The sequence below is a fragment of the Streptomyces sp. NPDC038280 genome (genome assembly GCF_055600045.1).
Genome location: NZ_JBVJYZ010000022.1, coordinates 1 through 22,938, shown reverse-complemented (window position 1 = coordinate 22,938; position 22,938 = coordinate 1). Strand labels below are relative to the sequence as shown.

Annotated in this window: 20 protein-coding genes and 1 tRNA gene; 19 read left to right on the top strand and 2 right to left on the bottom strand. The window is 70.1% G+C overall.

Annotated elements, in window-relative coordinates; genetic code table 11:
• Positions 1-8 precede the first annotated feature (8 nt).
• Positions 9-1,082, top strand: coding sequence for a non-homologous end joining protein Ku (ku, locus tag ACZ7J0_RS30320; RefSeq protein WP_470892715.1), 1,074 nt, complete (start codon positions 9-11; stop codon positions 1,080-1,082).
• Positions 1,083-1,103: 21 nt separating this feature from the next.
• On the opposite strand, the gene ACZ7J0_RS30315 is transcribed toward ku, so the two are convergent.
• Positions 1,104-1,943, bottom strand: coding sequence for an ATP-grasp domain-containing protein (locus tag ACZ7J0_RS30315; RefSeq protein WP_470892713.1), 840 nt, complete (start codon positions 1,941-1,943; stop codon positions 1,104-1,106).
• 324 nt (positions 1,944-2,267) lie between these two features.
• Between ACZ7J0_RS30315 and ACZ7J0_RS30310 the strand changes: the two genes are divergently transcribed.
• The gene (locus ACZ7J0_RS30310) at positions 2,268-2,564 is read left to right on the top strand and encodes a hypothetical protein (RefSeq protein WP_470892711.1); all 297 of its coding nucleotides are present in this window, start codon (positions 2,268-2,270) and stop codon (positions 2,562-2,564) included.
• Positions 2,565-2,811: 247 nt separating this feature from the next.
• On the opposite strand, the gene ACZ7J0_RS30305 is transcribed toward ACZ7J0_RS30310, so the two are convergent.
• Positions 2,812-2,883, bottom strand: a tRNA-Arg gene (locus tag ACZ7J0_RS30305).
• A 282-nt stretch (positions 2,884-3,165) separates the two neighbouring features.
• Here ACZ7J0_RS30305 and ACZ7J0_RS30300 point away from each other — a divergent pair.
• The 17 genes from ACZ7J0_RS30300 (at position 3,166) to ACZ7J0_RS30220 (ending at position 22,915) form a co-directional block, all read left to right on the top strand.
• Complete coding sequence (locus tag ACZ7J0_RS30300; protein WP_470892709.1) at positions 3,166-3,693, top strand: response regulator; 528 nt, start codon at positions 3,166-3,168, stop codon at positions 3,691-3,693.
• 55 nt (positions 3,694-3,748) lie between these two features.
• The gene (gene nrtL / locus ACZ7J0_RS30295) at positions 3,749-4,792 is read left to right on the top strand and encodes an ArgS-related anticodon-binding protein NrtL (protein WP_470892707.1); all 1,044 of its coding nucleotides are present in this window, start codon (positions 3,749-3,751) and stop codon (positions 4,790-4,792) included.
• A gap of 7 nt (positions 4,793-4,799) precedes the next feature.
• Positions 4,800-6,191, top strand: a complete 1,392-nt coding sequence (gene lysA / locus ACZ7J0_RS30290) for a diaminopimelate decarboxylase (RefSeq protein WP_470892705.1) — start codon at positions 4,800-4,802, stop codon at positions 6,189-6,191.
• A 98-nt stretch (positions 6,192-6,289) separates the two neighbouring features.
• The gene (locus ACZ7J0_RS30285; RefSeq protein WP_470892837.1) at positions 6,290-7,579 is read left to right on the top strand and encodes a homoserine dehydrogenase; all 1,290 of its coding nucleotides are present in this window, start codon (positions 6,290-6,292) and stop codon (positions 7,577-7,579) included.
• A gap of 7 nt (positions 7,580-7,586) precedes the next feature.
• On the top strand, positions 7,587-8,657 hold the full coding sequence (thrC, locus tag ACZ7J0_RS30280) for a threonine synthase (RefSeq protein WP_468707036.1): 1,071 nt from the start codon (positions 7,587-7,589) through the stop codon (positions 8,655-8,657).
• Positions 8,658-8,984: 327 nt separating this feature from the next.
• The gene (gene thrB / locus ACZ7J0_RS30275) at positions 8,985-9,902 is read left to right on the top strand and encodes a homoserine kinase (RefSeq protein ID WP_468707033.1); all 918 of its coding nucleotides are present in this window, start codon (positions 8,985-8,987) and stop codon (positions 9,900-9,902) included.
• A 399-nt stretch (positions 9,903-10,301) separates the two neighbouring features.
• Positions 10,302-12,314 (top strand): transcription termination factor Rho, encoded by a 2,013-nt coding sequence (gene rho, locus ACZ7J0_RS30270; RefSeq protein ID WP_470892703.1) that lies wholly within the window; start codon positions 10,302-10,304, stop codon positions 12,312-12,314.
• 190 nt (positions 12,315-12,504) lie between these two features.
• Positions 12,505-14,277, top strand: a complete 1,773-nt coding sequence (locus ACZ7J0_RS30265) for a trypsin-like serine protease (RefSeq protein ID WP_470892701.1) — start codon at positions 12,505-12,507, stop codon at positions 14,275-14,277.
• A 217-nt stretch (positions 14,278-14,494) separates the two neighbouring features.
• Positions 14,495-15,586, top strand: coding sequence for an LCP family protein (locus ACZ7J0_RS30260; protein WP_470892699.1), 1,092 nt, complete (start codon positions 14,495-14,497; stop codon positions 15,584-15,586).
• A gap of 133 nt (positions 15,587-15,719) precedes the next feature.
• On the top strand, positions 15,720-15,944 hold the full coding sequence (rpmE, locus tag ACZ7J0_RS30255) for a 50S ribosomal protein L31 (protein WP_351781967.1): 225 nt from the start codon (positions 15,720-15,722) through the stop codon (positions 15,942-15,944).
• Positions 15,945-16,070: 126 nt separating this feature from the next.
• Positions 16,071-17,147 carry a peptide chain release factor 1 gene (gene prfA, locus ACZ7J0_RS30250; RefSeq protein ID WP_470892697.1) on the top strand — a complete coding sequence of 359 codons (1,077 nt, stop codon included), beginning with the start codon at positions 16,071-16,073 and terminating at the stop codon, positions 17,145-17,147.
• Between the two features lie 24 nt (positions 17,148-17,171).
• Positions 17,172-18,017, top strand: a complete 846-nt coding sequence (gene prmC / locus ACZ7J0_RS30245) for a peptide chain release factor N(5)-glutamine methyltransferase (protein WP_470892695.1) — start codon at positions 17,172-17,174, stop codon at positions 18,015-18,017.
• A 19-nt stretch (positions 18,018-18,036) separates the two neighbouring features.
• Positions 18,037-18,684, top strand: a complete 648-nt coding sequence (locus ACZ7J0_RS30240) for an L-threonylcarbamoyladenylate synthase (protein ID WP_470892694.1) — start codon at positions 18,037-18,039, stop codon at positions 18,682-18,684.
• Positions 18,681-19,325: an arsenate reductase/protein-tyrosine-phosphatase family protein gene (locus ACZ7J0_RS30235; RefSeq protein ID WP_470892692.1), complete on the top strand. Its 645-nt coding sequence runs from the start codon at positions 18,681-18,683 to the stop codon at positions 19,323-19,325. The genes ACZ7J0_RS30240 and ACZ7J0_RS30235 overlap by 4 nt, the downstream gene beginning before the upstream one ends.
• A gap of 145 nt (positions 19,326-19,470) precedes the next feature.
• Positions 19,471-20,760, top strand: coding sequence for a serine hydroxymethyltransferase (locus ACZ7J0_RS30230; RefSeq protein WP_470892691.1), 1,290 nt, complete (start codon positions 19,471-19,473; stop codon positions 20,758-20,760).
• A 123-nt stretch (positions 20,761-20,883) separates the two neighbouring features.
• Positions 20,884-22,215 carry an MraY family glycosyltransferase gene (locus tag ACZ7J0_RS30225; protein ID WP_470892690.1) on the top strand — a complete coding sequence of 444 codons (1,332 nt, stop codon included), beginning with the start codon at positions 20,884-20,886 and terminating at the stop codon, positions 22,213-22,215.
• Between the two features lie 262 nt (positions 22,216-22,477).
• Positions 22,478-22,915: a hypothetical protein gene (locus ACZ7J0_RS30220; protein ID WP_470892688.1), complete on the top strand. Its 438-nt coding sequence runs from the start codon at positions 22,478-22,480 to the stop codon at positions 22,913-22,915.
• Positions 22,916-22,938 lie beyond the last annotated feature (23 nt).

Sequence of the window (22,938 nt, the reverse complement as noted above, 5' to 3'; positions counted from 1 at the left end):
GATGAACCGTGCGATCCATTTGGAACGGCGCGATCTCGTTCGGGCTGGTCAGCATCCCGATCAAGCTGGTCAACGCGACCGAGAACCGGTCCATCTCGTTCCGTCAGATCCACACCGAGGACGGCGGCCGGATCCGCTACCGCAAGGTCTGCGAGCTGGACGGCGACGAGGTCGCCAACGCGGAGATCGGCAAGGCGTACGAGGAGGCCGACGGGACGATGATCCCGATCACGGACGAGGACCTCGCGTCGCTTCCCCTGCCGACCGCCAAGACCATCGAGATCGTGGCCTTCGTGCAGGCCAACGAGATCGACCCGCTCCAGATGGACGCCGCGTACTACCTCTCCGCGAACGGCGTGCCCGCTGCCAAGCCGTACACCCTCCTCCGCGAGGCACTCAAGCGCAGCGAGAAGGTCGCCGTCGCGAAGTTCGCGCTGCGGGGGCGGGAGCGGCTCGGCATGCTGCGGGTCGTCGACGACGTCATCGCCATGCACGGTCTGCTCTGGCCGGACGAGATCCGGTCGACGGAAGGCGTCGCCCCGGAGACCGCCGTGACCGTACGGGACGCCGAACTGGACCTCGCCGACGCGCTGATGGACACCCTCGGTCAGGTCGACATCGACTCGCTGCACGACGACTACCGCACCGCGGTCGAGGCGATGATCGCCGCGAAGGCGGAGGGCGGCGAGGTCGAGGCACCCGCCACGGCGGCGGCGCCCGGCGGCCAGGTGATCGACCTGATGGCGGCCCTCGAGAACAGCGTGCGCGCGGCGAAGGAAGCCAGGGGTGAGGAGCCGGGAGGGGTCGCGGAGGTCACCGAGCTGGCGGGACGCTCGCGCAGCGCGGCGGCGGTGCCCAAGGAGAGCGGCGGAAAGAAGTCGACGGCGAAGACGGCCGCGAAGAAGACGGCGGCGCCGGCCCGCAAGTCGACAGCGAAGACGACCGAGAAGAAGACGGCGGCGAAGAAGACGACGGCGGCCAAGAAGTCCACGGCCACTGCGAAGTCCACGGCGGCTGCGAAGAAGCAGCCGGCCAAGAAGACGACGGCGAAGAAGGCCGCGCCGAGAAAGCGTTCGGCGTAAGGGGGGCGCGGGCCGGGGTGCCTACCGCGCCCGGGACCCCGCCACCCACTCACGGAGCGACCGCTTCAGCTCCACCACGAACGCGTCCCGTTCCTTCTCCGGCAGCAGGTCGAGCGAGAGATACGGATTCAGGTCCTCGAGCTCCACGAGCAGCAACTCCCCACTCCGCGCCCGGCAGGCGTCGACCCGCTGGATCCCGTACTCGAGGCAGTTCCAGTCGACGAACCGGCGCGCGAACGCCACATCCTCGGCGCTCGCCCGATACGGCTCCAACTCCCACCGCGCCTCGGGCCGCGGCGCGTACAGCGCGTACTGGAAGTCCCGCCCGACGAAGTAGAAGGACACCTCGTACGCGAAGTCCACGCGCGGCTGCACCAGCATCCCCTCCCACTCCACCGCCTCGATCCGCTCCCGCCCCACCAACTCCATCCCCACGGAATCCGCCCCGAGCACCGGCTTGACGACGTACTCCTCCACCTCCGGAAGCAGCCCCAGATCCTCCCGCCGCTCCACGGTCGGAATCACCGGGAACCCCTGGCGGAACAGGGCCGGCAGATATCCCTTCCCGGCCATGTCCCCCTTTCCGTCCAACGGATTGAACACGGCCACGCCCGCCGCCCGCGCCGCCTGCCTGAACTCCTGATACGCCTCCGGGTACGCGATGACGGGCCCGCTGTTGCGCACGACCACCCCGTCGAAGGCCTCCATGAGCGCGACGGCGTCGAGCGGATGACAGAGCGCGACATCGAACTCCTCACGCAACCGCCCGCTCAGCCAGATGTCCTCGTCGCAGTAGCGCCGCCCCTTGGCCTCGTACCCAAGGTCGGTCACATAGAGCAACCGCCCACCCTTGCCCACCACGCCACCCACCGCTTCTCTCTCTCATCCACTGCCCGCCTCTGGACACTACGGCCCGCCGGCCCTCTCACGCCGAGCAGGCCCCGGCCCGGAGGGCCCGTTTTCTTGCTCAACCGCTGTCTGTTTCGGCCGTTCCGGCTTCTGTGCCCCCGGCAGGATTCGAACCTGCGCACACGTCTCCGGAGGCATGATCAGGAAGTGCGTCATTGAGCGGAATGACCTTCCCAGGCCACAATGGATTTGGTGAATAAGTGCGACGCGGAATCCACCTCCCCACGCCCAGCGTCGAATCGTTGAACGGCACGACACCAAACGAGGAGGACCACCATGTACGTCGTGGTCCAGCACAAGATCTTGAACCCGGAGACAGCTTTTCCCCGCGGCCAGGCCCTTATCGACGGTATCGGGGCGCCCGACGGCAGCCGGGTGTTGCAGTTCTACCCACACGTCGACGGATCCGCCGTGACGTGCCTCTGGGAGACAGAGTCCGTTGAGGACGTCCAGCGCTTCGCCGACGAAACTCTCGGAGACTCGACCATCAACGTCTGTTACGAGGTCGACTCGGAGAAGGCATTCGCCGCCCCTGCACTCGGCCTGAAGCCGTCGTCGGCTCCTGCCAACTAGAGGAGCTGGCGGCTGCCTGCACGTGGCTCCAGAATCGCTCGCTGCCTCTGTCGACTCCTCGCCAATGAGCGTGAGCGTGGCGCCGTGCTCGGGACATCCAGCTACTGGCGGGTCTGGCAGGAGGCTCGGCCGATCGCGCTCCCGCCGGAGACAACGACAGAGAGCCGGACCCTGTGGGACTGGGTCCGGCTCTCAATGTCTGGCACTTCCGCAGGTCAGCGGGTTGATCACGCTGGTCCGGCTTCTGTGCCCCCGGCAGGATTCGAACCTGCGCACACGGCTCCGGAGGCCGTTGCTCTATCCCCTGAGCTACGGGGGCGTCCGCCGCTTTCGGCGGCGACGGGTAGAACCCTACCAGCTCCCGCCGGGTGGCCGTGAACAGGTATTTACGCCGGTTCCGCGCCGGGTCGGGGGCTCCTCCCTCTGGGGCGGTTCCGTGCGACGCGAGCGCTCGTCGGCAGGTGGGGATTGCCCGGCTGGGTTGCTCTGCGAGGGAGGCGCGAGGAGGGCCCCCGCGCCACCCCCGCCGCCCTTCCCCCACCCCCTCCGCCACCCCCCTTCCCCCGCCCGGCCCCTCCCCCGTCCCCCGCACGGGGTGGAAGTGGGGAAAACCCGGACGCAGCCACTCCCCCCGACCTACTCTCGAGGGGTGTCAGGCGCGTCCGGGCGGGTGCTCGTTGTCGATGACAACCGGGTGATCCGGCAGTTGATCAGGGTCAATCTCGAGCTGGAGGGCTTCGAGGTCGTGACCGCGGCCGATGGTGTCGAGTGTCTGGATGTCGTGCATCAGGTGCGTCCCGATGTCGTCACGCTCGATGTCGTCATGCCCCGTCTCGACGGGCTCCGTACCGCCGCGCGGCTGCGGGCCGACCCGCGGACCAGTCATGTGCCCCTCGCGATCATCAGTGCCTGCACGCAGTACGAGGTGGAGAGCGGGATCGCCGCCGGTGTCGACGCGTTTCTGGCCAAGCCCTTCGAGCCCTCCGAGCTCGTGCGGCTCGTCCGGCAGCTGATGCGCCGGGAAGTGCGCGAGCGTGCTCAGGAGGAAGAGCGCGGCGACGGGCCGGACGCGCCCCCCTCCCTCGACGGGCGGCACGGGGCCGGACACGCGGGGAGCGCGCGGGGCTGACCGCATCGCGAAACCGGTTCGCATGGTGACCCCCCTCCTCCCATACGCTTGTCCCGTGACCCCCGCTGATCTCTCCCTCACCGTGCTGCACGCCGTGCGCCGCGCGGTCGACGAGGGTGCGCTGCGGGCCGAGGTGCCCCAGCGGATCGCGGTGGAAAGGCCCCGCCCCGGCGGCAGCGGCGACTACGCGACGAACGCCGCGCTGCGGCTCGCCCGCGAGGCCGGGATGCCGCCGCTCCGGATCGCCGAGGTGCTGTCCGCGAGGATCGCGCGGGAGCCCGGGATCGCCGCCGTGGAGATCACCGGGCCCGGGTTCCTCAACATCACCCTCGACCGGGCCGGCGACGCGGAGCTGGTGCGGCGGGTGCTCGCCGAGGGGGCGGAGTACGGGCGCGGCCGGTCCATGGCCGGCCAGGTCCTCCAGTACCACCACCGCCCCGAGGTCCGGGCCGCCGTCACCGCCCACACCGTGCGCCGGCTCCTCCTCGCGCAGGGCGCTCTCGTACGGACCAGCTGCGACAAGGTCGACCCGTACTGGGCACGGCTCGGTGTCGCGGTCGGCGCCGAGGGGACCCCGCCCGTGCCGCTCGACGAGGTACGGGTCGTGCCCGCCGGGGCCGACGCCGCCGAGCTGCTGCGGCGCCTCGGGTCCGACGCGACCCGATGGGCGCTCCTGCGCCCGGCCGCCCACGATCACCCGCGCCTCGGCGACGAGCTGCTCGTGCAGGGCGAGAGCAACCCGCTCTTCCGGGTGCGGTACGCCCACTCCCGCGTACGCGCCCTGCTGCGCAACGCCGCCCAGCTGGACATCCCCAGCGTCTACGAGGAGAGCGTCGACGCGCCCGCGCTCCTCACCGCGGTCGGCGACCACCCCGCCGTACTGGAAGCCGCCGCCCGCCTCCGCGCCCCCGACCGGGTCGCACGGCACCTCGAAGCCACCGCCGACGCCCTGCTCGGCTTCCAGCACCGCGTGCTGCCGCTCGGTGACGAGAAACCCTCGGCCGCCCACCGCTCCCGCCTCGCGCTCGCCGAAGCCGCCGGGACGGTGCTCGCCGGCGGCCTGTCCCTGCTCGGTATCAGCGCCCCTGACTACTTGTGAGAGAAACATGAGCCGTTCCGCCCACCCCGCAGGGCCCCGCCACGCCGACGTCCTTCCCGAGGGTCACTACTCGGCGCCGCCCGCCGACCTCAACTCCCTCGACCCGAAGGTCTGGTCACACACCGTCAGCCGGAACGCCGACGGTGTCCTGACCGTCGGCGGCATCGCGGCCACCCGGCTCGCCGAGGAGTTCGGGACCCCTGCGTACTTCCTCGACGAGACGGACTTCCGGGCCCGCTGCCGCGCCTGGGCCGACGCCTTCGGGCCGGACGCCGACGTCTTCTACGCCGGCAAGGCCTTCCTCTCCAGGGCCGTCGTCCGCTGGCTGAAGGAGGAGGGGCTCAACCTCGACGTGTGCTCCGGCGGCGAGCTCACCACCGCCCTCGACGCCGGGATGCCCGCCGAGCGCATCGCCTTCCACGGCAACAACAAGAGCGAGCAGGAGATCCACCGCGCGGTCGAGGCCGGCGTCGGGCGGATCGTCCTCGACTCCTTCCAGGAGATCGTCCGGGTCGCGCACATCGCCCAGGCCCTGGGCAGGCGCCAGCGGGTCCAGATCCGGGTGACCGTCGGCGTCGAGGCGCACACGCACGAGTTCATCGCGACCGCGCACGAGGACCAGAAGTTCGGGCTGGCGCTTGCCGGCGGACAGGCCGCCGAGGCCGTCCGGCGGGCCCTCAAGCTGGACGGACTGGAGCTCATCGGGATCCACTCGCACATCGGGTCGCAGATCTTCGACACCTCCGGGTTCGAGGTCGCCGCGCACCGGGTGATCGGGCTGCTCAAGCAGATCCGCGACGAGCACGGCGTCGAGCTGCCCGAGATCGACCTCGGTGGCGGTCTCGGCATCGCGTACACCTCCGACGACGACCCGCGCGAGCCGCACGAGATCGCCAAGGCGCTCAGCGACATCGTCACCAGGGAGTGCGAGGCCGCCGGTCTCGCCACCCCCCGGATCTCCGTCGAGCCCGGGCGCGCCATCGTCGGCCCGACCGCCTTCACGCTCTACGAGGTCGGGACGGTCAAGGCCCTGGAGGGCCTGCGGACGTACGTCAGTGTCGACGGCGGCATGTCGGACAACATCCGCACCGCGCTGTACGACGCCGAGTACAGCGTCGCCCTCGTCTCGCGGACCTCCACCGCCGAGCCGATGCTGAGCCGCGTCGTCGGCAAGCACTGCGAGAGCGGCGACATCGTCGTACGCGACGCCTTCCTGCCGTCCGATCTGGCACCCGGCGACCTGATCGCCGTGCCGGCCACCGGCGCCTACTGCCGCTCCATGGCCAGCAACTACAACCACGCACTGCGTCCGCCCGTCGTCGCCGTCCGGGACGGCGAGGCGCGCGTGATCGTCCGACGCGAGACAGAGGAAGATCTCCTGCGTCTCGATGTCGGCTGATGAAATAGATGTCTCAGGATCCGGACGGGGGATAGAAACCTCCGTCCGGTGAGTGAGACTGGTCCATACCGTAGAAGTACGAGAAGTGAGGTCGGATGATGCGTACGCGTCCGCTGAAGGTGGCGCTGCTGGGCTGTGGAGTGGTCGGCTCAGAGGTGGCGCGCATCATGACGACGCACGCCGACGACCTCACGGCGCGCATCGGCGCTCCGGTGGAGCTCGCCGGTGTCGCCGTCCGCCGCCCCTCGAAGGTGCGCGAGGGCATCGACCCCGCGCTGGTCACCACCGACGCGACCGCCCTGGTCAAACGGGGCGACATCGACGTCGTCGTCGAGGTCATCGGGGGCATCGAGCCCGCCCGCACCCTCATCACCACCGCCTTCGAGCACGGCGCCTCCGTCGTCTCGGCCAACAAGGCGCTTCTCGCCGAGGACGGCGCGACGCTGTACGCCGCCGCCGAGGAGCACGGCCGGGACCTCTACTTCGAAGCCGCCGTCGCCGGGGCGATCCCGCTGATCAGGCCGCTGCGCGAGTCGCTCGCCGGCGACAAGATCAACCGCGTGATGGGCATCGTCAACGGCACGACGAACTTCATCCTCGACAAGATGGACAGCTCCGGCGCCGGGTACTCCGAGGCGCTCGACGAGGCCACCGCCCTCGGGTACGCCGAGGCCGACCCGACCGCCGACGTCGAGGGCTTCGACGCCGCCGCCAAGGCCGCCATCCTCGCCGGCATCGCCTTCCACACCCGCGTACGTCTCGACGACGTCTACCGCGAGGGCATGACCGAGGTCACCGCCGCGGACTTCGCCTCCGCCCGTCGCATGGGCTGCACCATCAAGCTGCTCGCGATCTGCGAGCGCGCGGCCGACGGCGGGTCCGTCACCGCACGCGTCCACCCCGCGATGATCCCGCTCAGCCACCCGCTCGCCTCCGTCCGCGAGGCGTACAACGCGGTCTTCGTCGAAGCCGAGGCCGCCGGGCAGCTGATGTTCTACGGCCCCGGCGCCGGCGGTTCGCCGACCGCGTCGGCCGTACTCGGCGACCTGGTCGCCGTGTGCCGCAACAAGCTCAACGAGGCCACCGGCCCCGGCGAGTCCGCGTACACCCAGCTGCCCGTGAGCCCCATGGGCGACGTGGTGACGCGGTACCACATCAGCCTCGACGTGGCCGACAAGCCGGGCGTTCTCGCCCAGGTGGCGACGGTCTTCGCCGAGCACGGGGTGTCGATCGACACCGTCCGTCAGCAGGGAAAGGACGGCGAGGCATCGCTCGTCGTCGTCACCCACCGCGCGCCCGACGCCGCCCTCTCCGGGACCGTCGAGGCGCTGCGCAAGCTCGACACCGTGCGCGGTGTCGCCAGCATCATGCGTGTTGAAGGGGAGTAAAGGACCCATGACCAGCAAGGGCACCCACCAGTGGCGCGGCATCATCGAGGAGTACCGGGACCGTCTTCCGGTCACGGACACGACGCCGGTCGTCACCCTTCGTGAGGGTGGTACGCCGCTCGTCCCCGCTCAGGTCCTCTCCGAGCGCACGGGCTGCGAGGTGCACCTCAAGGTCGAGGGCGCCAACCCCACCGGTTCCTTCAAGGACCGCGGCATGACCATGGCCATCACCAGGGCCAAGGAAGAGGGCGCGCAGGCCGTCATCTGCGCGTCGACCGGCAACACTTCGGCGTCGGCGGCGGCCTACGCCGTGCGCGCCGGGATGGTCTCCGCCGTACTCGTCCCGCAGGGCAAGATCGCGCTGGGCAAGATGGGCCAGGCGCTCGTCCACGGCGCGAAGATCCTCCAGGTGGACGGCAATTTCGACGACTGCCTGACGCTGGCCCGCGCGCTCTCCGAGAACTACCCGGTGGCGCTGGTCAATTCGGTCAACCCGGTCCGGATCGAGGGCCAGAAGACCGCCGCGTTCGAGATCGTCGACGCGCTCGGCGACGCCCCGGACATCCATGTGCTGCCCGTCGGCAACGCCGGCAACATCACGGCGTACTGGAAGGGCTACAAGGAGTACGCGGCGGACGCCATGTCCACGCACACCCCGCGCATGTGGGGCTTCCAGGCCTCCGGCTCGGCGCCGCTCGTCCGCGGTGAGGTCGTCAAGGACCCGTCGACCATCGCCACCGCGATCCGGATCGGCAACCCGGCTTCGTGGGACTACGCGCTCGCCGCGCGTGACGAGTCGGGCGGCTTCATCGACGAGGTGACGGACCGCCAGATCCTGTCCGCCTACCGGCTGTTGGCCGCTCAGGAAGGCGTCTTCGTGGAGCCGGCCTCGGCCGCTTCGGTGGCCGGCCTGCTGAAGGCCGCCGAGGAGGGCAAGGTCGACCCGGGCCAGCGGATCGTCTGCACGGTCACCGGCAACGGCCTCAAGGACCCGGACTGGGCGGTCGCCGGAGCGCCCCAGCCGGTCACCGTCCCGGTCGACGCGGCCACGGCCGCCGAGCGCCTCGGCCTCGCGTAACAGCGAGACCGGGAGCCGGGCCCGGCAGCCCGGACAGGGCAGGACCGGAACCGGAACCACCGGGAACCGAAAACCCGCGGAACCGGAATCACCGAAACCCGAACAGGATCGTACATAGGCGCACAGGACGGCTCGCGACACGCATCGTGCGCCTCCTGTGCGCCCTATGTCGCCACAGAACCTTCCTTCGATAGGCTGTACTGAACCCGCCCCGACGCATATGCGCGGTGTCGTTGCCGTCGTCGCCACCTAGGGACGACAGTGCCCCCGGGTTTTCGTACCTCCTCAACAAACCCCGTAGTCAGAGCCAAGGAGAGTCATCGAGCGATGGCCGGTCCAGCGTTCCGCGCCGCCGCCGTACGGGTGCGCGTTCCCGCCACCAGCGCCAATCTCGGCCCGGGCTTCGACGCCCTGGGCCTGTCGCTGGGGCTGTACGACGACGTCGTCGTCCGGGTCGCCGACTCCGGGCTGCACATCGACATCGCCGGTGAGGGCGCCGAGACGCTCCCTCGCGACGAGAGCCACCTGCTCGTACGCTCCCTGCGCACGGCCTTCGACCTGCTCGGCGGGCAGCCGCGCGGCCTCGAGGTCGTCTGCGCCAACCGCATCCCGCACGGGCGCGGTCTCGGTTCCTCCTCCGCCGCCATCTGCGCCGGGATCGTCGCCGCCCGCGCCGTGACCATAGGCGGCGACGCCAAGCTCGACGACGCGGCGCTCCTGGAGCTCGCGACCGAGATCGAGGGCCACCCCGACAATGTCGCCGCCTGTCTGCTCGGCGGCTTCACCCTCGCCTGGACCGAGTCCGGCGCCGCCCGGGCGATCAGGATGGACCCCGCGGATTCCATCGTTCCGGTGGTTTTCGTCCCCGGGAATCCGGTGCTCACCGAGACCGCGCGCGGCCTGCTGCCGCGCACCGTCCCGCACGTCGACGCCGCCGTCAACGCCGGCCGCGCGGCCCTGCTCGTGGAGGCGCTGACCAGGCGCCCCGAGCTGCTTCTGGCCGCCACCGAGGACCGTCTGCACCAGGAATACCGGGCACCCGCGATGCCGCAGAGCATCGCGCTGGTGAACCGGCTGCGCGCGGACGGCGTCCCCGCGGTCATCTCCGGCGCGGGCCCGACCGTGCTCGCGCTGGTCGAGGGCGGCGCGGCCGACAAGGTCGCGCGACTGGCGGGCGAGGGCTGGGCGGCCAACCGGCTGGCTCTCGACGGCTCGGGCGCGAGTGTTCTGCCGCTGGCCCCGTAGCTGCGCATGACACGAGATTGCCGGTGAGTGAGAGGGGGAATGTTTGATGGAGCCGGTAGTGTTAACCTCAAGTCTGCACTCGACGTCGTTGTGGCGCGGTGCTGAGTGTCCCTCTCAGGGACCGCCATTCTTCCGGGAGCCTCCCCAACTGCCTGAGCAGCCTGCCTGAGCAGTTTCGAGCACGCTCCGGAACCGGCACGACACCCCTCGCTTTTCCCAAGGAGCGGGCCGAGCGCAGGGGGCCTCGGGCCGGACCCACAGCACACCTTTCTCTTCCGCCGTACCCGGCGGGACCACCGCCCCGACTTCGATTCATGATCAAGATCACGGATCGCGGTCGGACAGCACAACCGGTCGCCGAGCCAGATGGCCGACGTCCGCTCCAGGGAAGGACCCTTCGTGAGCGACACCACCGATCTGATGGGCGTGACTGCCGACAACAACGTCGACACCGCCGCGCCCGCCGCAGGTGCTGCCACTGGCACCACCTCACGGCGCCGCCGCTCCGGCACCGGCCTCGAGGGCATGGTCCTGGCCGAGCTGCAGCAGGTCGCGTCCGGCCTCGGCATCAGGGGCACCGCGCGGATGCGCAAGAGCCAGCTGATCGAGGTCATCAAGGAGGCGCAGGCCGGGGGAGGCGCCGCCGCTCCCGCGAAGTCCGCCGACACGGCCGAGACCAAGCCGAAGCGCCGCGCCACCTCCAAGGCCCGTACGGCCGACGACAGCGCCGCGGCCCCGGTCGAGAAGACCGACAAGGCCGAGAAGGCCGTCGCCCAGCAGCAGATCGACATCCCGGGCCAGCCCGCGAGCGACGACCAGCCGGTGGGCGAGCGCCGCCGACGCCGGGCGACCGCCCCGGCCGGCAGCCCCGACGGAGACGTCAAGGTCGAGCCCAAGACGGAGGCGAAGACCGAGGTCAGGACCGACGGGCAGGCCGACGCCAAGGCCGAGGCCGCCGTGGACGGCGCCGAGGGCCGTGGCCGTCGTGACCGCGGCGAGCGCGGTGACCGCGGTGACCGCGGTGGCGAGCGCGGCGGTGACCGCCGTGAGCGTCAGCGCGACCGTCGCGACCGCGGCAAGGGCGACGAGCAGCAGGGTGGTGGCCAGGGCGGCCAGCGCCAGCAGCGTCAGGGCGGCCAGCAGGGCCCGCCGAGCGGCCCGCAGGACGACTTCGACGACGAGGGCGGCCGTCGTGGCCGTCGTGGCCGCTACCGCGACCGCCGCGGCCGTCGTGGCCGTGACGACTTCGGCACCGAGGTCCAGGTCAACGAGGACGACGTCCTGATCCCCGTCGCGGGCATCCTCGACATCCTCGACAACTACGCGTTCATCCGGACCTCGGGCTACCTGCCCGGTCCGAACGACGTGTACGTCTCGCTCGCCCAGGTCCGCAAGAACGGCCTGCGCAAGGGTGACCACGTCACCGGCGCCGTGCGTCAGCCGAAGGAGGGCGAGCGCCGCGAGAAGTTCAACGCGCTGGTCCGCCTCGACTCGGCGAACGGCATGGCGGCCGAATCCGGCCGCGGACGCCCGGAGTTCAACAAGCTCACCCCGCTCTACCCGCAGGACCGGCTCCGCCTGGAGACCGACCCGGGCGTGCTGACCACCCGCATCATCGACCTCGTGTCGCCGATCGGTAAGGGCCAGCGAGGCCTGATCGTGGCCCCGCCGAAGACCGGCAAGACCATGATCATGCAGGCGATCGCCAACGCGATCACCCACAACAACCCCGAGTGCCACCTGATGGTCGTCCTGGTCGACGAGCGTCCGGAAGAGGTCACCGACATGCAGCGGTCGGTCAAGGGCGAGGTCATCTCCTCGACCTTCGACCGCCCGGCCGAGGACCACACCACGGTCGCCGAGCTGGCCATCGAGCGCGCCAAGCGTCTCGTCGAGCTGGGTCACGACGTGGTCGTCCTGCTGGACTCGATCACCCGCCTGGGCCGCGCGTACAACCTCGCGGCGCCGGCCTCCGGTCGCATCCTGTCCGGTGGTGTCGACTCGACCGCGCTCTACCCGCCGAAGCGCTTCTTCGGTGCGGCGCGCAACATCGAGGACGGCGGCTCGCTGACCATCCTGGCCACCGCGCTGGTCGACACCGGCTCGCGCATGGACGAGGTGATCTTCGAGGAGTTCAAGGGCACCGGCAACATGGAGCTCAAGCTCGACCGGAAGCTCGCCGACAAGCGCATCTTCCCGGCGGTCGACGTCGACCCGTCGGGCACGCGCAAGGAGGAGATCCTCCTCAACGCGGAGGAGCTCAGCATCGTGTGGAAGCTGCGCCGGGTGCTGCACGCGCTCGACTCGCAGCAGGCGATCGAGCTGCTTCTCGACAAGATGAAGCAGACGAAGTCGAACGCCGAGTTCCTGATGCAGATCGCGAAGACGACGCCGTCGGGCAACAACGACTGACGTCATTTCAGAAATAACCAAGGCCGCCCCGTTACGCAAGTGACGCGGGCGGCCTTTGGTTTGTACGATCAGCATGCCAAGGTGGGGGGGAACACGCGTCCAGCGTGCCCGCTGTGCATGTGCGGGGCCTTCGGGCCGCCGTCGTACAGCGGTTGTCTCTCTCCTGCGGGCACATCGACAGGAGATCTGAGTGACCGTTGGACAGTGGAGGACGCGTACCGGCCTCCCTGCGGCGATGGCCGCGATCCTGGTGGGAGGCGCGGTTCTGGCCGCGGCGCCCGCTCAGGCAGCGGAAGGGCCCACCCTTCCGGAGGCGAAGAGCGTGGAGCGCGACTCCGCCTCGGACGCCGAACTCCTCGCCCGGGTCGAGAAGTCGATCCAGGCCATGGGGAAGCAGGACCAGGGGACGGCCGGTTCGGCCACTCCCCAGCCGTCGGGCACGGCCGACTCGAAGATCATCGGTGGTACGGCCGCCACGATCACCGAGGCGCCGTGGATGGTGCAGCTCCACTACCGGGGTTCCGCCACGGAGGAGCCCTTCTTCTGCGGCGGCACGCTCGTCAGCCCCAGCAAGGTCGTCACCGCCGCGCACTGCGTGGCCGGGGCGAACTGGAAGGACAACGGCGTCGTGGTGGCCGGATCGGCGCAGCTGCCGACCGCTGACCCGAACGGCGGCGAGCCGGATCTGCACGGCGGCAAGGCCGTTGGGGTCTGGCGCCAGTGGAAGAGCCCCACCTACACCGGTGCGGTCACCTCCAAGGGCGACATCGCGGTGCTGACGCTCGCCGAGCCGCTGCCGTACAGGACGCTGCAGCTGACGTCGTCGACCGACACCGCCTCGTACCAGCCCGGTACGGCGCGCGGCGCCATCTACGGCTGGGGCCGCACCAGCGGCGAGCCCGGCTCGCCGATCTCCCCGACGCTGCAGAAGGCCACCGTGCCGGTCGCCTCCGACGCGGCCTGCACGAGCAACTTCGGGACGGGCTACGCCGTCGGCCACATGGTGTGCGTCGGTGACGCGGCCACCGGCCAGGACGCGGGGACGGTCACCGCGTGCAACGGCGACTCGGGCGGCCCGCTCGTGGTCAACGGCCGGATAGCGGGCGTCGTCTCCTACGGCGTGAGCGACTGCATCGAGGAGGGCGCGCACAGCGTCTTCACCAAGTCCAGCGCGTACGTCGGGCAGGTCAACCCGCGCGTGGACGACGCCAACCTCAACGCCGACGACAGGGCCGACCTGATCGCCCGGGCGTCGACGAACGCGGTGTTCCAGTACTACTCCACCGGTTCCTCGCTGGGCGGTGGCCGCGACCAGATCTCCAGCGACTGGGGCGGTCTCAACCTGATCCGTCAGGCCGACCTGAACGGGGACGACTACCAGGACTACGTCCTGCGGACGCTCTCCGGTGAGTTGTGGTGGACGCACTTCGACACCACGGCCGGCACCTGGGCGGACACCAAGATCGGTACGGGCTGGGGCAGTTACCGCAACATCACCATCACCGGTGATGTGACGGGCGACGGCTTCGCCGACGTGACCGCGAACGACTCCAGCGGCACCCTGTGGATGTGGTCGGGCCGTGGCAACGGCACCGTCAACGCCAAGGTGAAGATCGGCGTCGGCTGGGCCACCTACGCGGTGTACGGCAAGGGCGACTACAGCGGCGACGGCAAGCCGGACCTGCTGGCCCGGGACGCGCAGGCACGCCTGTGGGTCTACAAGGGCACCGGCAACCGGATCTCGCCGTTCTCGAGCCGCGTGCAGGTGGGTTCCGGCTGGAACTTCACCGCGTACGCGACGACGGGCGACTTCACCGGTGACGGCCGTGCCGACTTCATGGTCCGCGACTCGTCCGGCTACATGTGGGCGTACAAGGGAACGGGCTCGGCGACGACCCCGTTCATCACCTCGCAGCGGATCAAGGTCGGTACCGGCTGGAAGTCCTACAACCTCTTCGGCTAGGCCTGATTCCTCGGGAGAGCTTCGCCACACGGCGGCCGGGCGGCCCCGGGGCCGTCATCTCGTCCGTGACCTGCGCAAAGCAACAGTGCCCACCGTGCCTCGCACGGTGGGCACCGTGCGTTTCCACCGCTTGCTCACCGAAACCCCACACGCGGCCATGCAACCCTTTTGGGCGCTTCTCCGTCACACAAGGTGAACCGCTGACCCGAGGATGATGATGACCGAGCAGAGTAAGGGCGGCCGAATACGCGCCACCGGGCGCCGTCGGGCGCCGTCCACCAAGCGCCGCAAGGCGACGACCGTCGCCCTCTGGGCGATGGCGGCAGCCGTGGTGGCCGGCGGCTCGGGGCTCGGATACGTCTACTTCACCCTCAACGGGAACATCCAGAGCGTCGACATCAACGCGCAGCTCGGCGACGACCGCCCCGCCGATGTCGACAACGGCTCCATGGACATCCTGGTCCTCGGCTCCGACTCGCGCTCCGGCGACAACTCCGCCTACGGCCGGGACGAGGGCGCGGCGCGCTCCGACACCGCGATGATCGTCCACGTCTACGAGGGCCACAAGAAGGCCTCTGTCGTCTCCGTGCCCCGCGACACCCTCATCGACCGCCCGGAGTGCACGGACGGCGAGGGCAAGGCCGTCGCCTCCGAGCGGCGCGCCATGTTCAACACGGCGTACGAGGTCGGCGGGCCGGCCTGCGCGGTGAAGACGGTCGAGTCGATGTCCGGCATCCGCATGGACCACTTCATCGAGGTCGACTTCACCGGCTTCAAGAAGCTGATCGACGAACTCGGCGGGGTGAAGATCACCACCACCGAGCCGATCAAGGACGGCAAGAGCCACTTCGACCTCGCCCCGGGCACGCACACCCTCGACGGGGAGCAGTCCCTCGGCCTGGTCCGCACCCGCAAGAGCGTCGGCGACGGCAGCGACCTCGGCCGCATCCAGCTCCAGCAGGCCTTCATGAAGGCCTTCATCAACCAGGTCAAGGACGTCGGCGTCTTCACCAGCCCCAAGAAGCTGCTGGACCTCGCCGACTCCGCCACCAAGGCGATCAAGCCCGACTCGGAGCTCGACTCGGTCAATGAGCTGATGAGCTTCGCCCAGGGCCTCAAGGGGCTCGGCGCCGACGACGTCCACATGATCACGATGCCGGTGGCCTACGACGTCCGGGACCCGAACCGGGTGATCCCGATGGAGACCCAGGCCCAGCAGGTGTGGACCGCCCTCAAGACGGACCGCCCGATCCCGGCCTCCGCGACCAAGGACGCCGCCACCGGCCAGGCCGACGGCGTGGTCCGGTAGCGCCGGAATAGATCCGGCCGCCCCCCGGTTTTGGGAGATACGGCCGGTCCTGGCAGACTGGTACGTCGGCCCCGGTTCACGTACGAGCAATCCGCGCGTACGACCCGGCGCCCTCCCGAAACTAGGAGACACCTTGAAGCGCGAGATCCACCCCGAGTACGTCGAGACCCAGGTCAGCTGCACCTGTGGCGCGTCGTTCACCACCCGTAGCACCCTCACCGAGGGCACCATCCGTGCCGAGGTCTGCTCCGAGTGCCACCCGTTCTACACGGGCAAGCAGAAGATCCTCGACACCGGCGGCCGCGTGGCCCGCTTCGAGGCCCGCTTCGGCAAGGCTGCCGGCTCCGCCTCGAAGTAGCGAGCCACTGCGCCGGTCTTCGGCCGCCCCCGCGGGGGCGGCTGGGACCGGCGTTTGCCGTCCCGCAGCCACTTCCCGCGCAGCCATGCCGCGTCACCGGACGCGTAGAAAACCAGGAGCCCCCGAATGTTCGAGGCGGTCGAGGAACTGATCGGCGAACACGCCGATCTCGAGAAGAAGCTCGCCGACCCTTCGGTCCACGCCGACCAGGCGAACGCGCGCAAGCTCAACAAGCGCTACGCCGAGCTGACCCCGATCGTCGGCACGTACCGCTCCTGGAAGCAGGCCGGTGACGACATCGAGACCGCCCGCGAACTGGCGCACGACGACCCCGACTTCGCCGCCGAGGTGAAGGAGCTGGAGAAGCACCGCGAGGAGCTCACGGAGAAGCTGCGGCTGCTCCTGGTCCCGCGCGACCCCAGCGACGACAAGGACGTCATCCTGGAGATCAAGGCGGGCGCGGGCGGCGACGAGTCGGCGCTGTTCGCCGGCGACCTGCTGCGGATGTATCTGCGCTACGCCGAGCGCGTCGGCTGGAAGACCGAGATCATCGACGCCACCGAGTCCGAGCTGGGCGGCTACAAGGACGTCCAGGTCGCGGTGAAGACCAAGGGCGGCCAGGGTGCCACCGAGCCCGGCCAGGGCGTCTGGGCGCGGCTGAAGTACGAGGGCGGGGTGCACCGCGTCCAGCGCGTGCCCGCCACCGAGTCGCAGGGCCGCATCCACACCTCCGCCGCCGGTGTCCTCGTGACCCCCGAGGCCGAGGAGATCGAGGTCGAGGTCCACGCCAACGACCTGCGGATCGACGTCTACCGCTCGTCGGGCCCCGGCGGCCAGTCCGTCAACACCACCGACTCCGCGGTCCGCATCACGCACCTGCCGACCGGCATCGTCGCCTCCTGCCAGAACGAGAAGAGCCAGCTCCAGAACAAGGAGCAGGCCATGCGTATCCTCCGGTCCAGGCTGCTCGCCGCGGCCCAGGAGGAGGCCGAGAGCAAGGCCGCCGACGCCCGTCGCAGCCAGGTTCGTACGGTCGACCGCTCCGAGAAGATCCGTACGTACAACTTCCCCGAAAACCGCATCTCGGACCACCGCGTCGGTTTCAAGGCGTACAACTTGGACCAGGTGCTCGACGGTGACCTGGACTCCATGATCCAGGCCTGCGTCGACGCCGACTCCGCGGCGAAGCTCGCCGCCGCGTAAGCCCACCCCGTACGGAGGACCAGCGTGAACCTGCTGCTCGCGGAAGTGGCCCAGGCCACCCAGCGGCTGGCCGACGCCGGCGTGCCCTCGCCGCGCAATGACGCGGAGGAGCTCGCCGCGTTCGTGCACGGCGTCAAGCGCGGGGAGCTGCACACCGTCAAGGACGCGGACTTCGACGCGCGCTACTGGGAGACCATCGCCCGGCGCGAGGCCCGCGAACCGCTCCAGCACATCACCGGCCGTGCCTTCTTCCGGTATCTGGAGCTCCAGGTCGGGCCGGGTGTCTTCGTGCCCCGCCCCGAGACCGAGTCGGTCGTCGGCTGGGCCATAGACGCCGTACGCGCCATGGACGTGGTCGAGCCGCTCATCGTCGACCTCTGTACGGGCTCCGGCGCGATCGCGCTCGCCATGGCGCAGGAGGTCCCGCGCTCGCGCGTGCACGCGGTGGAGCTCTCCGACGACGCGCTGAGGTGGACCCGGAAGAACGCCGACGGTTCCCGGGTCACCGTCCACCAGGGCGACGCCCTGAGCGCACTGCCCGAGTTCGACGGCCAGGTCGACCTGGTCATCTCGAACCCGCCGTACATCCCGCTCACCGAGTGGGAGTACGTCGCTCCCGAGGCCCGTGACCACGACCCGGAGATGGCCCTCTTCTCCGGCGAGGACGGCCTCGACACCATCCGCGGCATCGAGCGCACCGCACACCGGCTCCTGCGCCCCGGCGGCCTCGTCGTCATCGAGCACGCCGACACCCAGGGCGGCCAGGTGCCGTGGATCTTCAACGAGGAGGCCGGCTGGACGGACGCGGCCGACCACCCGGACCTGAACAACCGCCCGCGCTTCGCGACGGCGCGCAAGGCGACACCATGACGTACAGGGAGGCCCGCTAATGGCTCGGCGATACGACTGCAACGACGCGACCGACCGCACGACCGGCCTGCGTGAGGCCGCGTCGGCCGTCCGCCGCGGCGAGCTCGTCGTGCTGCCCACCGACACCGTGTACGGCATCGGTGCGGACGCCTTCTCCTCGGAGGCGGTCGCCGATCTGCTCGACGCGAAGGGGCGCGGCCGCAATATGCCCACCCCTGTCCTCATCGGCTCGCCGAACACCCTGCACGGTCTGGTCACGGACTTCTCCGAGCAGGCCTGGGAGCTCGTCGACGCCTTCTGGCCCGGCGCGCTGACCCTGGTCGCCAAGCACCAGCCGTCGCTCCAGTGGGACCTCGGCGACACCCGTGGCACGGTCGCGATCCGGATGCCGCTGCACCCCGTCGCGATCGAGCTGCTCACCGAGGTCGGCCCCATGGCGGTGTCCTCCGCGAACCTGACGGGCCACCCGTCTCCCGAGGACTGCGACGCCGCGCAGCAGATGCTCGGTGACTCCGTCTCCGTCTACCTGGACGGCGGCCCGACGCCGGGCATCGTCCCGTCGTCGATCGTCGACGTCACCGGCAAGGTCCCGGTGCTGCTGCGCGCGGGTGCCCTCGACGCGGACGAGCTCCGCAAGGTGGTACCCGACCTCGAGGTGGCCAATTGACCGCCCCTGAGGGGCGTGGCATAGCGGGGTACGGCAGTTCCTTCCGCATCCTCCACGTCAGTACCGGCAACGTCTGCCGCTCGCCGATCACCGAGCGGCTGACCCGCCATGCCCTCAGCGACCGCCTCGGCGGCGACCCGCTGGCGGGCGGCCTGATCGTGGAGAGCGCCGGCACCTGGGGCCACGAGGGCGCCCCGATGGAGGCCAACGCCGAGATCGTCCTCGCGGACTTCGGCGCGGACGCGACCGGGTTCGTGGGCCGCGAACTGCTCGACGAGCACGTGATCCGCGCGGACCTGGTGCTGACGGCCACGCGCGACCACCGGGCGCAGGTCATCTCCATGGGCCACTCGGCGGGCCTGCGCACCTTCACCCTGAAGGAGTTCACCCGCCTCGTCCGGGCCATAGACCCGGCGACGCTGCCGGACCCGTCGAGCGACGGCATGGTCGAACGGGCCCGCGCCCTGGTCCGGGCCGCGGCGGCCCTGCGGGGCTGGCTGCTGGCGCCGAACGCCGACGCCGACGAGGTCAACGACCCCTACGGCGCGCCCATCACGTTCTTCCGCTCGATCGGAGACGAGATCAACCAGGCGCTCGACCCCGTGGTCACGGCGCTGACGGGTGTGCCCACGCGCACCTGAACCGCCGGCCGGTCGCGTACCCCGTCACGGGCCTCCGCGCGGCTGGCCGAAAATAATCGGTACACCCGGATCGCCCGACAGCCGCGCACAGCGGCCCCCGCGCGCCTACATTGGATCTGAAGCCCAGCCCACGCCTGGAGCCAAGATGCCGGTCACCGTTGCTCCCGCTCCCGACTCCGACGATGTGCGCGCCACCGCGCACGGACCGGATTTCGACGTCCTGCGCCGACAGGATCCCGAGATCGCCGACGTGATGCTGGCGGAAGTACGGCGGCAGGCCGACGGCCTGCAGCTCATCGCCGCCGAGAACTTCACCTCGCCCGCCGTCCTCGCCGCACTCGGATCGCCGCTGTCCAACAAGTACGCCGAGGGCTATCCCGGCGCCCGCCACCACGGTGGCTGCGAGCTCGTCGACGCCGCCGAGCGGATCGCGACCGACCGCGCCACCGCCCTCTTCGGCGCCGAGCACGCCAACGTGCAGCCGCACTCCGGCTCGTCCGCCGTCCTCGCCGCCTACGCGGCGCTGCTGCGCCCCGGCGACACCGTCCTCGCCATGGGGCTGTCGTACGGCGGGCACCTCACGCACGGCTCACCGGCGAACTTCTCCGGCCGCTGGTTCGACTTCGTCCCGTACGGCGTCGACGCCGGGAGCGGCCTGATCGACTACAGCCAGGTCCGCACCCTCGCCCGTACGCACAAGCCCAAGGCGATCGTCTGTGGCTCGATTTCATACCCCCGGCACATCGACTACGCCCTCTTCCGCGACATCGCCGACGAGGTCGGTGCCTATCTGATCGCCGACGCGGCGCACCCCATGGGGCTGATCGCCGGAGGAGCCGCGCCCAGCCCCGTCCCGTACGCGGACGTGGTCTGCGCGACCACGCACAAGGTGCTGCGCGGTCCGCGCGGCGGGATGATCCTGTGCGGCGAGGAGTTCGCCGAGCGGATCGACCGGGCCGTCTTCCCCTTCACCCAGGGCGGCGCGCAGATGCACTCGATCGCCGCCAAGGCCGTCGCGTTCGGCGAGGCGGCAACACCGGCCTTCGCGAAGTACGCCCATCAGGTGGTCGATCACGCCCGCACGCTCGCGGAGGCGCTGGCCGACGAGGGATTCGCGGTCACCACCGGCGGTACCGACACCCATCTGATCACCGCGGACCCGTCCCCCCTCGGCATCGACGGCCGCCTCGCGCGGATGCGCCTCGCGGCCGCCGGCGTCGTGCTCGACACCTGCGCCCTGCCCTACGGCGACGGGCGCGGGATCAGGCTCGGAACGGCCGCCGTGACCACCCAGGGGATGGGCGCGCGGGAGATGACGCGGGTGGCCGCGCTGTTCACCGCGGCCCTGCGCGACGACGCCGAGGAGTCGGCGCGCGTACGCGAGGAAGTACGCGATCTCGCGCGGCGATTTCCTCCGTACGGCCCCCGCCGTTAGGCCTCCGGACACCCTCCGGAACCGGCGGCGCAACCATCCGGGCCCCCCGGATGTCCTCCAGCACATGGACAGCACAGCTAGTGTGTGGGGCTGAGATGGCCAGCGATTCCTGTGGGGCAGCCCGTGCGTGATTACCTGCTGACGCTCTGTGTCACGGCTGCGGTGACCTACCTGCTGACCGGTCCGGTGCGGAAGTTCGCCATCGCGACCGGAGCGATGCCGGAGATCCGCGCCCGAGACGTGCACCGAGAACCGACACCGCGGCTCGGTGGCATCGCCATGTTCTTCGGGCTGTGCGCGGGCCTGCTCGTCGCGTCCCATCTGCAGAACCTCAGCAGCGTGTTCGAGCTCTCCAACGAGCCCCGCGCGCTGCTCTCCGGCGCCGCGCTGATCTGGCTGATCGGCGTCCTGGACGACAAGTTCGAGATCGACGCCCTGATCAAGCTGGGCGCGCAGATGATCGCGGCCGGTGTGATGGTGATGCAGGGTCTGACGATCCTGTGGCTACCCATCCCCGGTATCGGCACGGTGGCCCTGACCCAGTGGCAGGGCACGCTGCTGACCGTCGCCCTGGTCGTCATCACCATCAACGCGGTGAACTTCGTCGACGGCCTCGACGGTCTGGCCGCCGGCATGACGTGCATCGCGGCCGCGGCCTTCTTCCTGTACGCGTACCGGATCTGGTTCGGCTACACGATCGAGGCCGCCGCTCCGGCGACGCTGTTCGCGGCCATCCTCATGGGCATGTGCCTGGGCTTCCTGCCGCACAACATGCATCCGGCGCGGATCTTCATGGGCGACTCGGGCTCGATGCTGATCGGGCTGATCCTCGCCGCCTCCGCCATCTCGATCACCGGTCAGGTCGACCCGGACGCGCTGAAGATCTTCGAGGGATCGACCCGCCAGGCCACCCACGCGGCGCTGCCCGTCTTCATTCCCCTGCTGCTGCCGCTGACGATCATCGCGATCCCGGTCGCGGACCTGGTCCTCGCGATCGTCCGCCGCACCTGGCACGGCCAGTCGCCGTTCGCGGCCGACCGCGGCCATCTCCACCACCGTCTGCTGGAGATCGGACATTCGCACAGTCGGGCCGTGCTGATCATGTACTTCTGGTCGGCGCTGATCGCCTTCGGCACCCTCGCCTACTCGGTGCACTCGGCGTCGATGTGGATCGTGCTGATGATCGTGGGCCTGAGCGCGATCGGTCTGGTGCTCCTGCTGCTGCCGCGGTTCGAGCCCCGCGCGCCGCGCTGGGCGGAGTCGTTCGTTCCGCCGCGCTACCGCCGGCGGGGCGCCGTACGGGCCGGGGCCGCGGCCGACGCCGAACCGGTCCCCACGGCCGCGCGGGAGGCGGAGCACGAGCGGGTCGCCGTTCCGGCGGGGGTCAACGGCGCGACCGCCATCGGTCACCGTTCTCGCTTCACGGACCGGCGGAAGGCCGGAACGCCCAGTTGACGAAAGCGGCACAGGGGCCCATTACCAGACACAACACCCTTGCGTCCTGCACACACGCGCGGGGTACCTCTCATGTGTGACAGTCAGCACACCAGGTGAGTAAAGACCTCATCAAATAGTTTGTGATACCGTTCACGAGACCCGGCGACAGAGCCGAAGGACCGTAGTGCGACGGTCCGTTGGCCCCGAGACTCACCTCGGACCGGGCTTACGCTCGTCCATGACGACACCACTGCCCCCACCAGCAAGCGGAGACACCGCCATGCCGTCCAACGACGCCCGCACCCTGCTGCACACCGCCGTACCCGCTGCTGCCGTCGGCGCCATCGCCGTCCTGGTCAGTGGTCTGGTCGCCGGTGGCGAGGGAGCGCTCGGCGCGGTCGTAGGGGCTCTGGTGGTGATCCTCTTCATGGGGGTCGGGCTCGTGGTGCTCCAGCGGACCGCGAAGTCACTTCCGCAGCTGTTCCAGGCCATGGGGCTGATGCTCTACACGGCCCAACTGCTGCTGCTCTTCCTTTTGATGGCCCTGCTCAAGAACACGACGTGGTTCGACTTCAAGGCCTTTGCCTTCACCTGCCTCGCGGTGACCATCGTGTGGGTCGCCGCACAGGCACGCGCGTACATGAACGCAAAGATCCTCTATGTCGAACCCGAGTCCCCGAAGGGTGAAAAGCCCGAGAAGACGGGGTCGTCGACGTGAAGGGTAGGGCCGGGATAAATGCC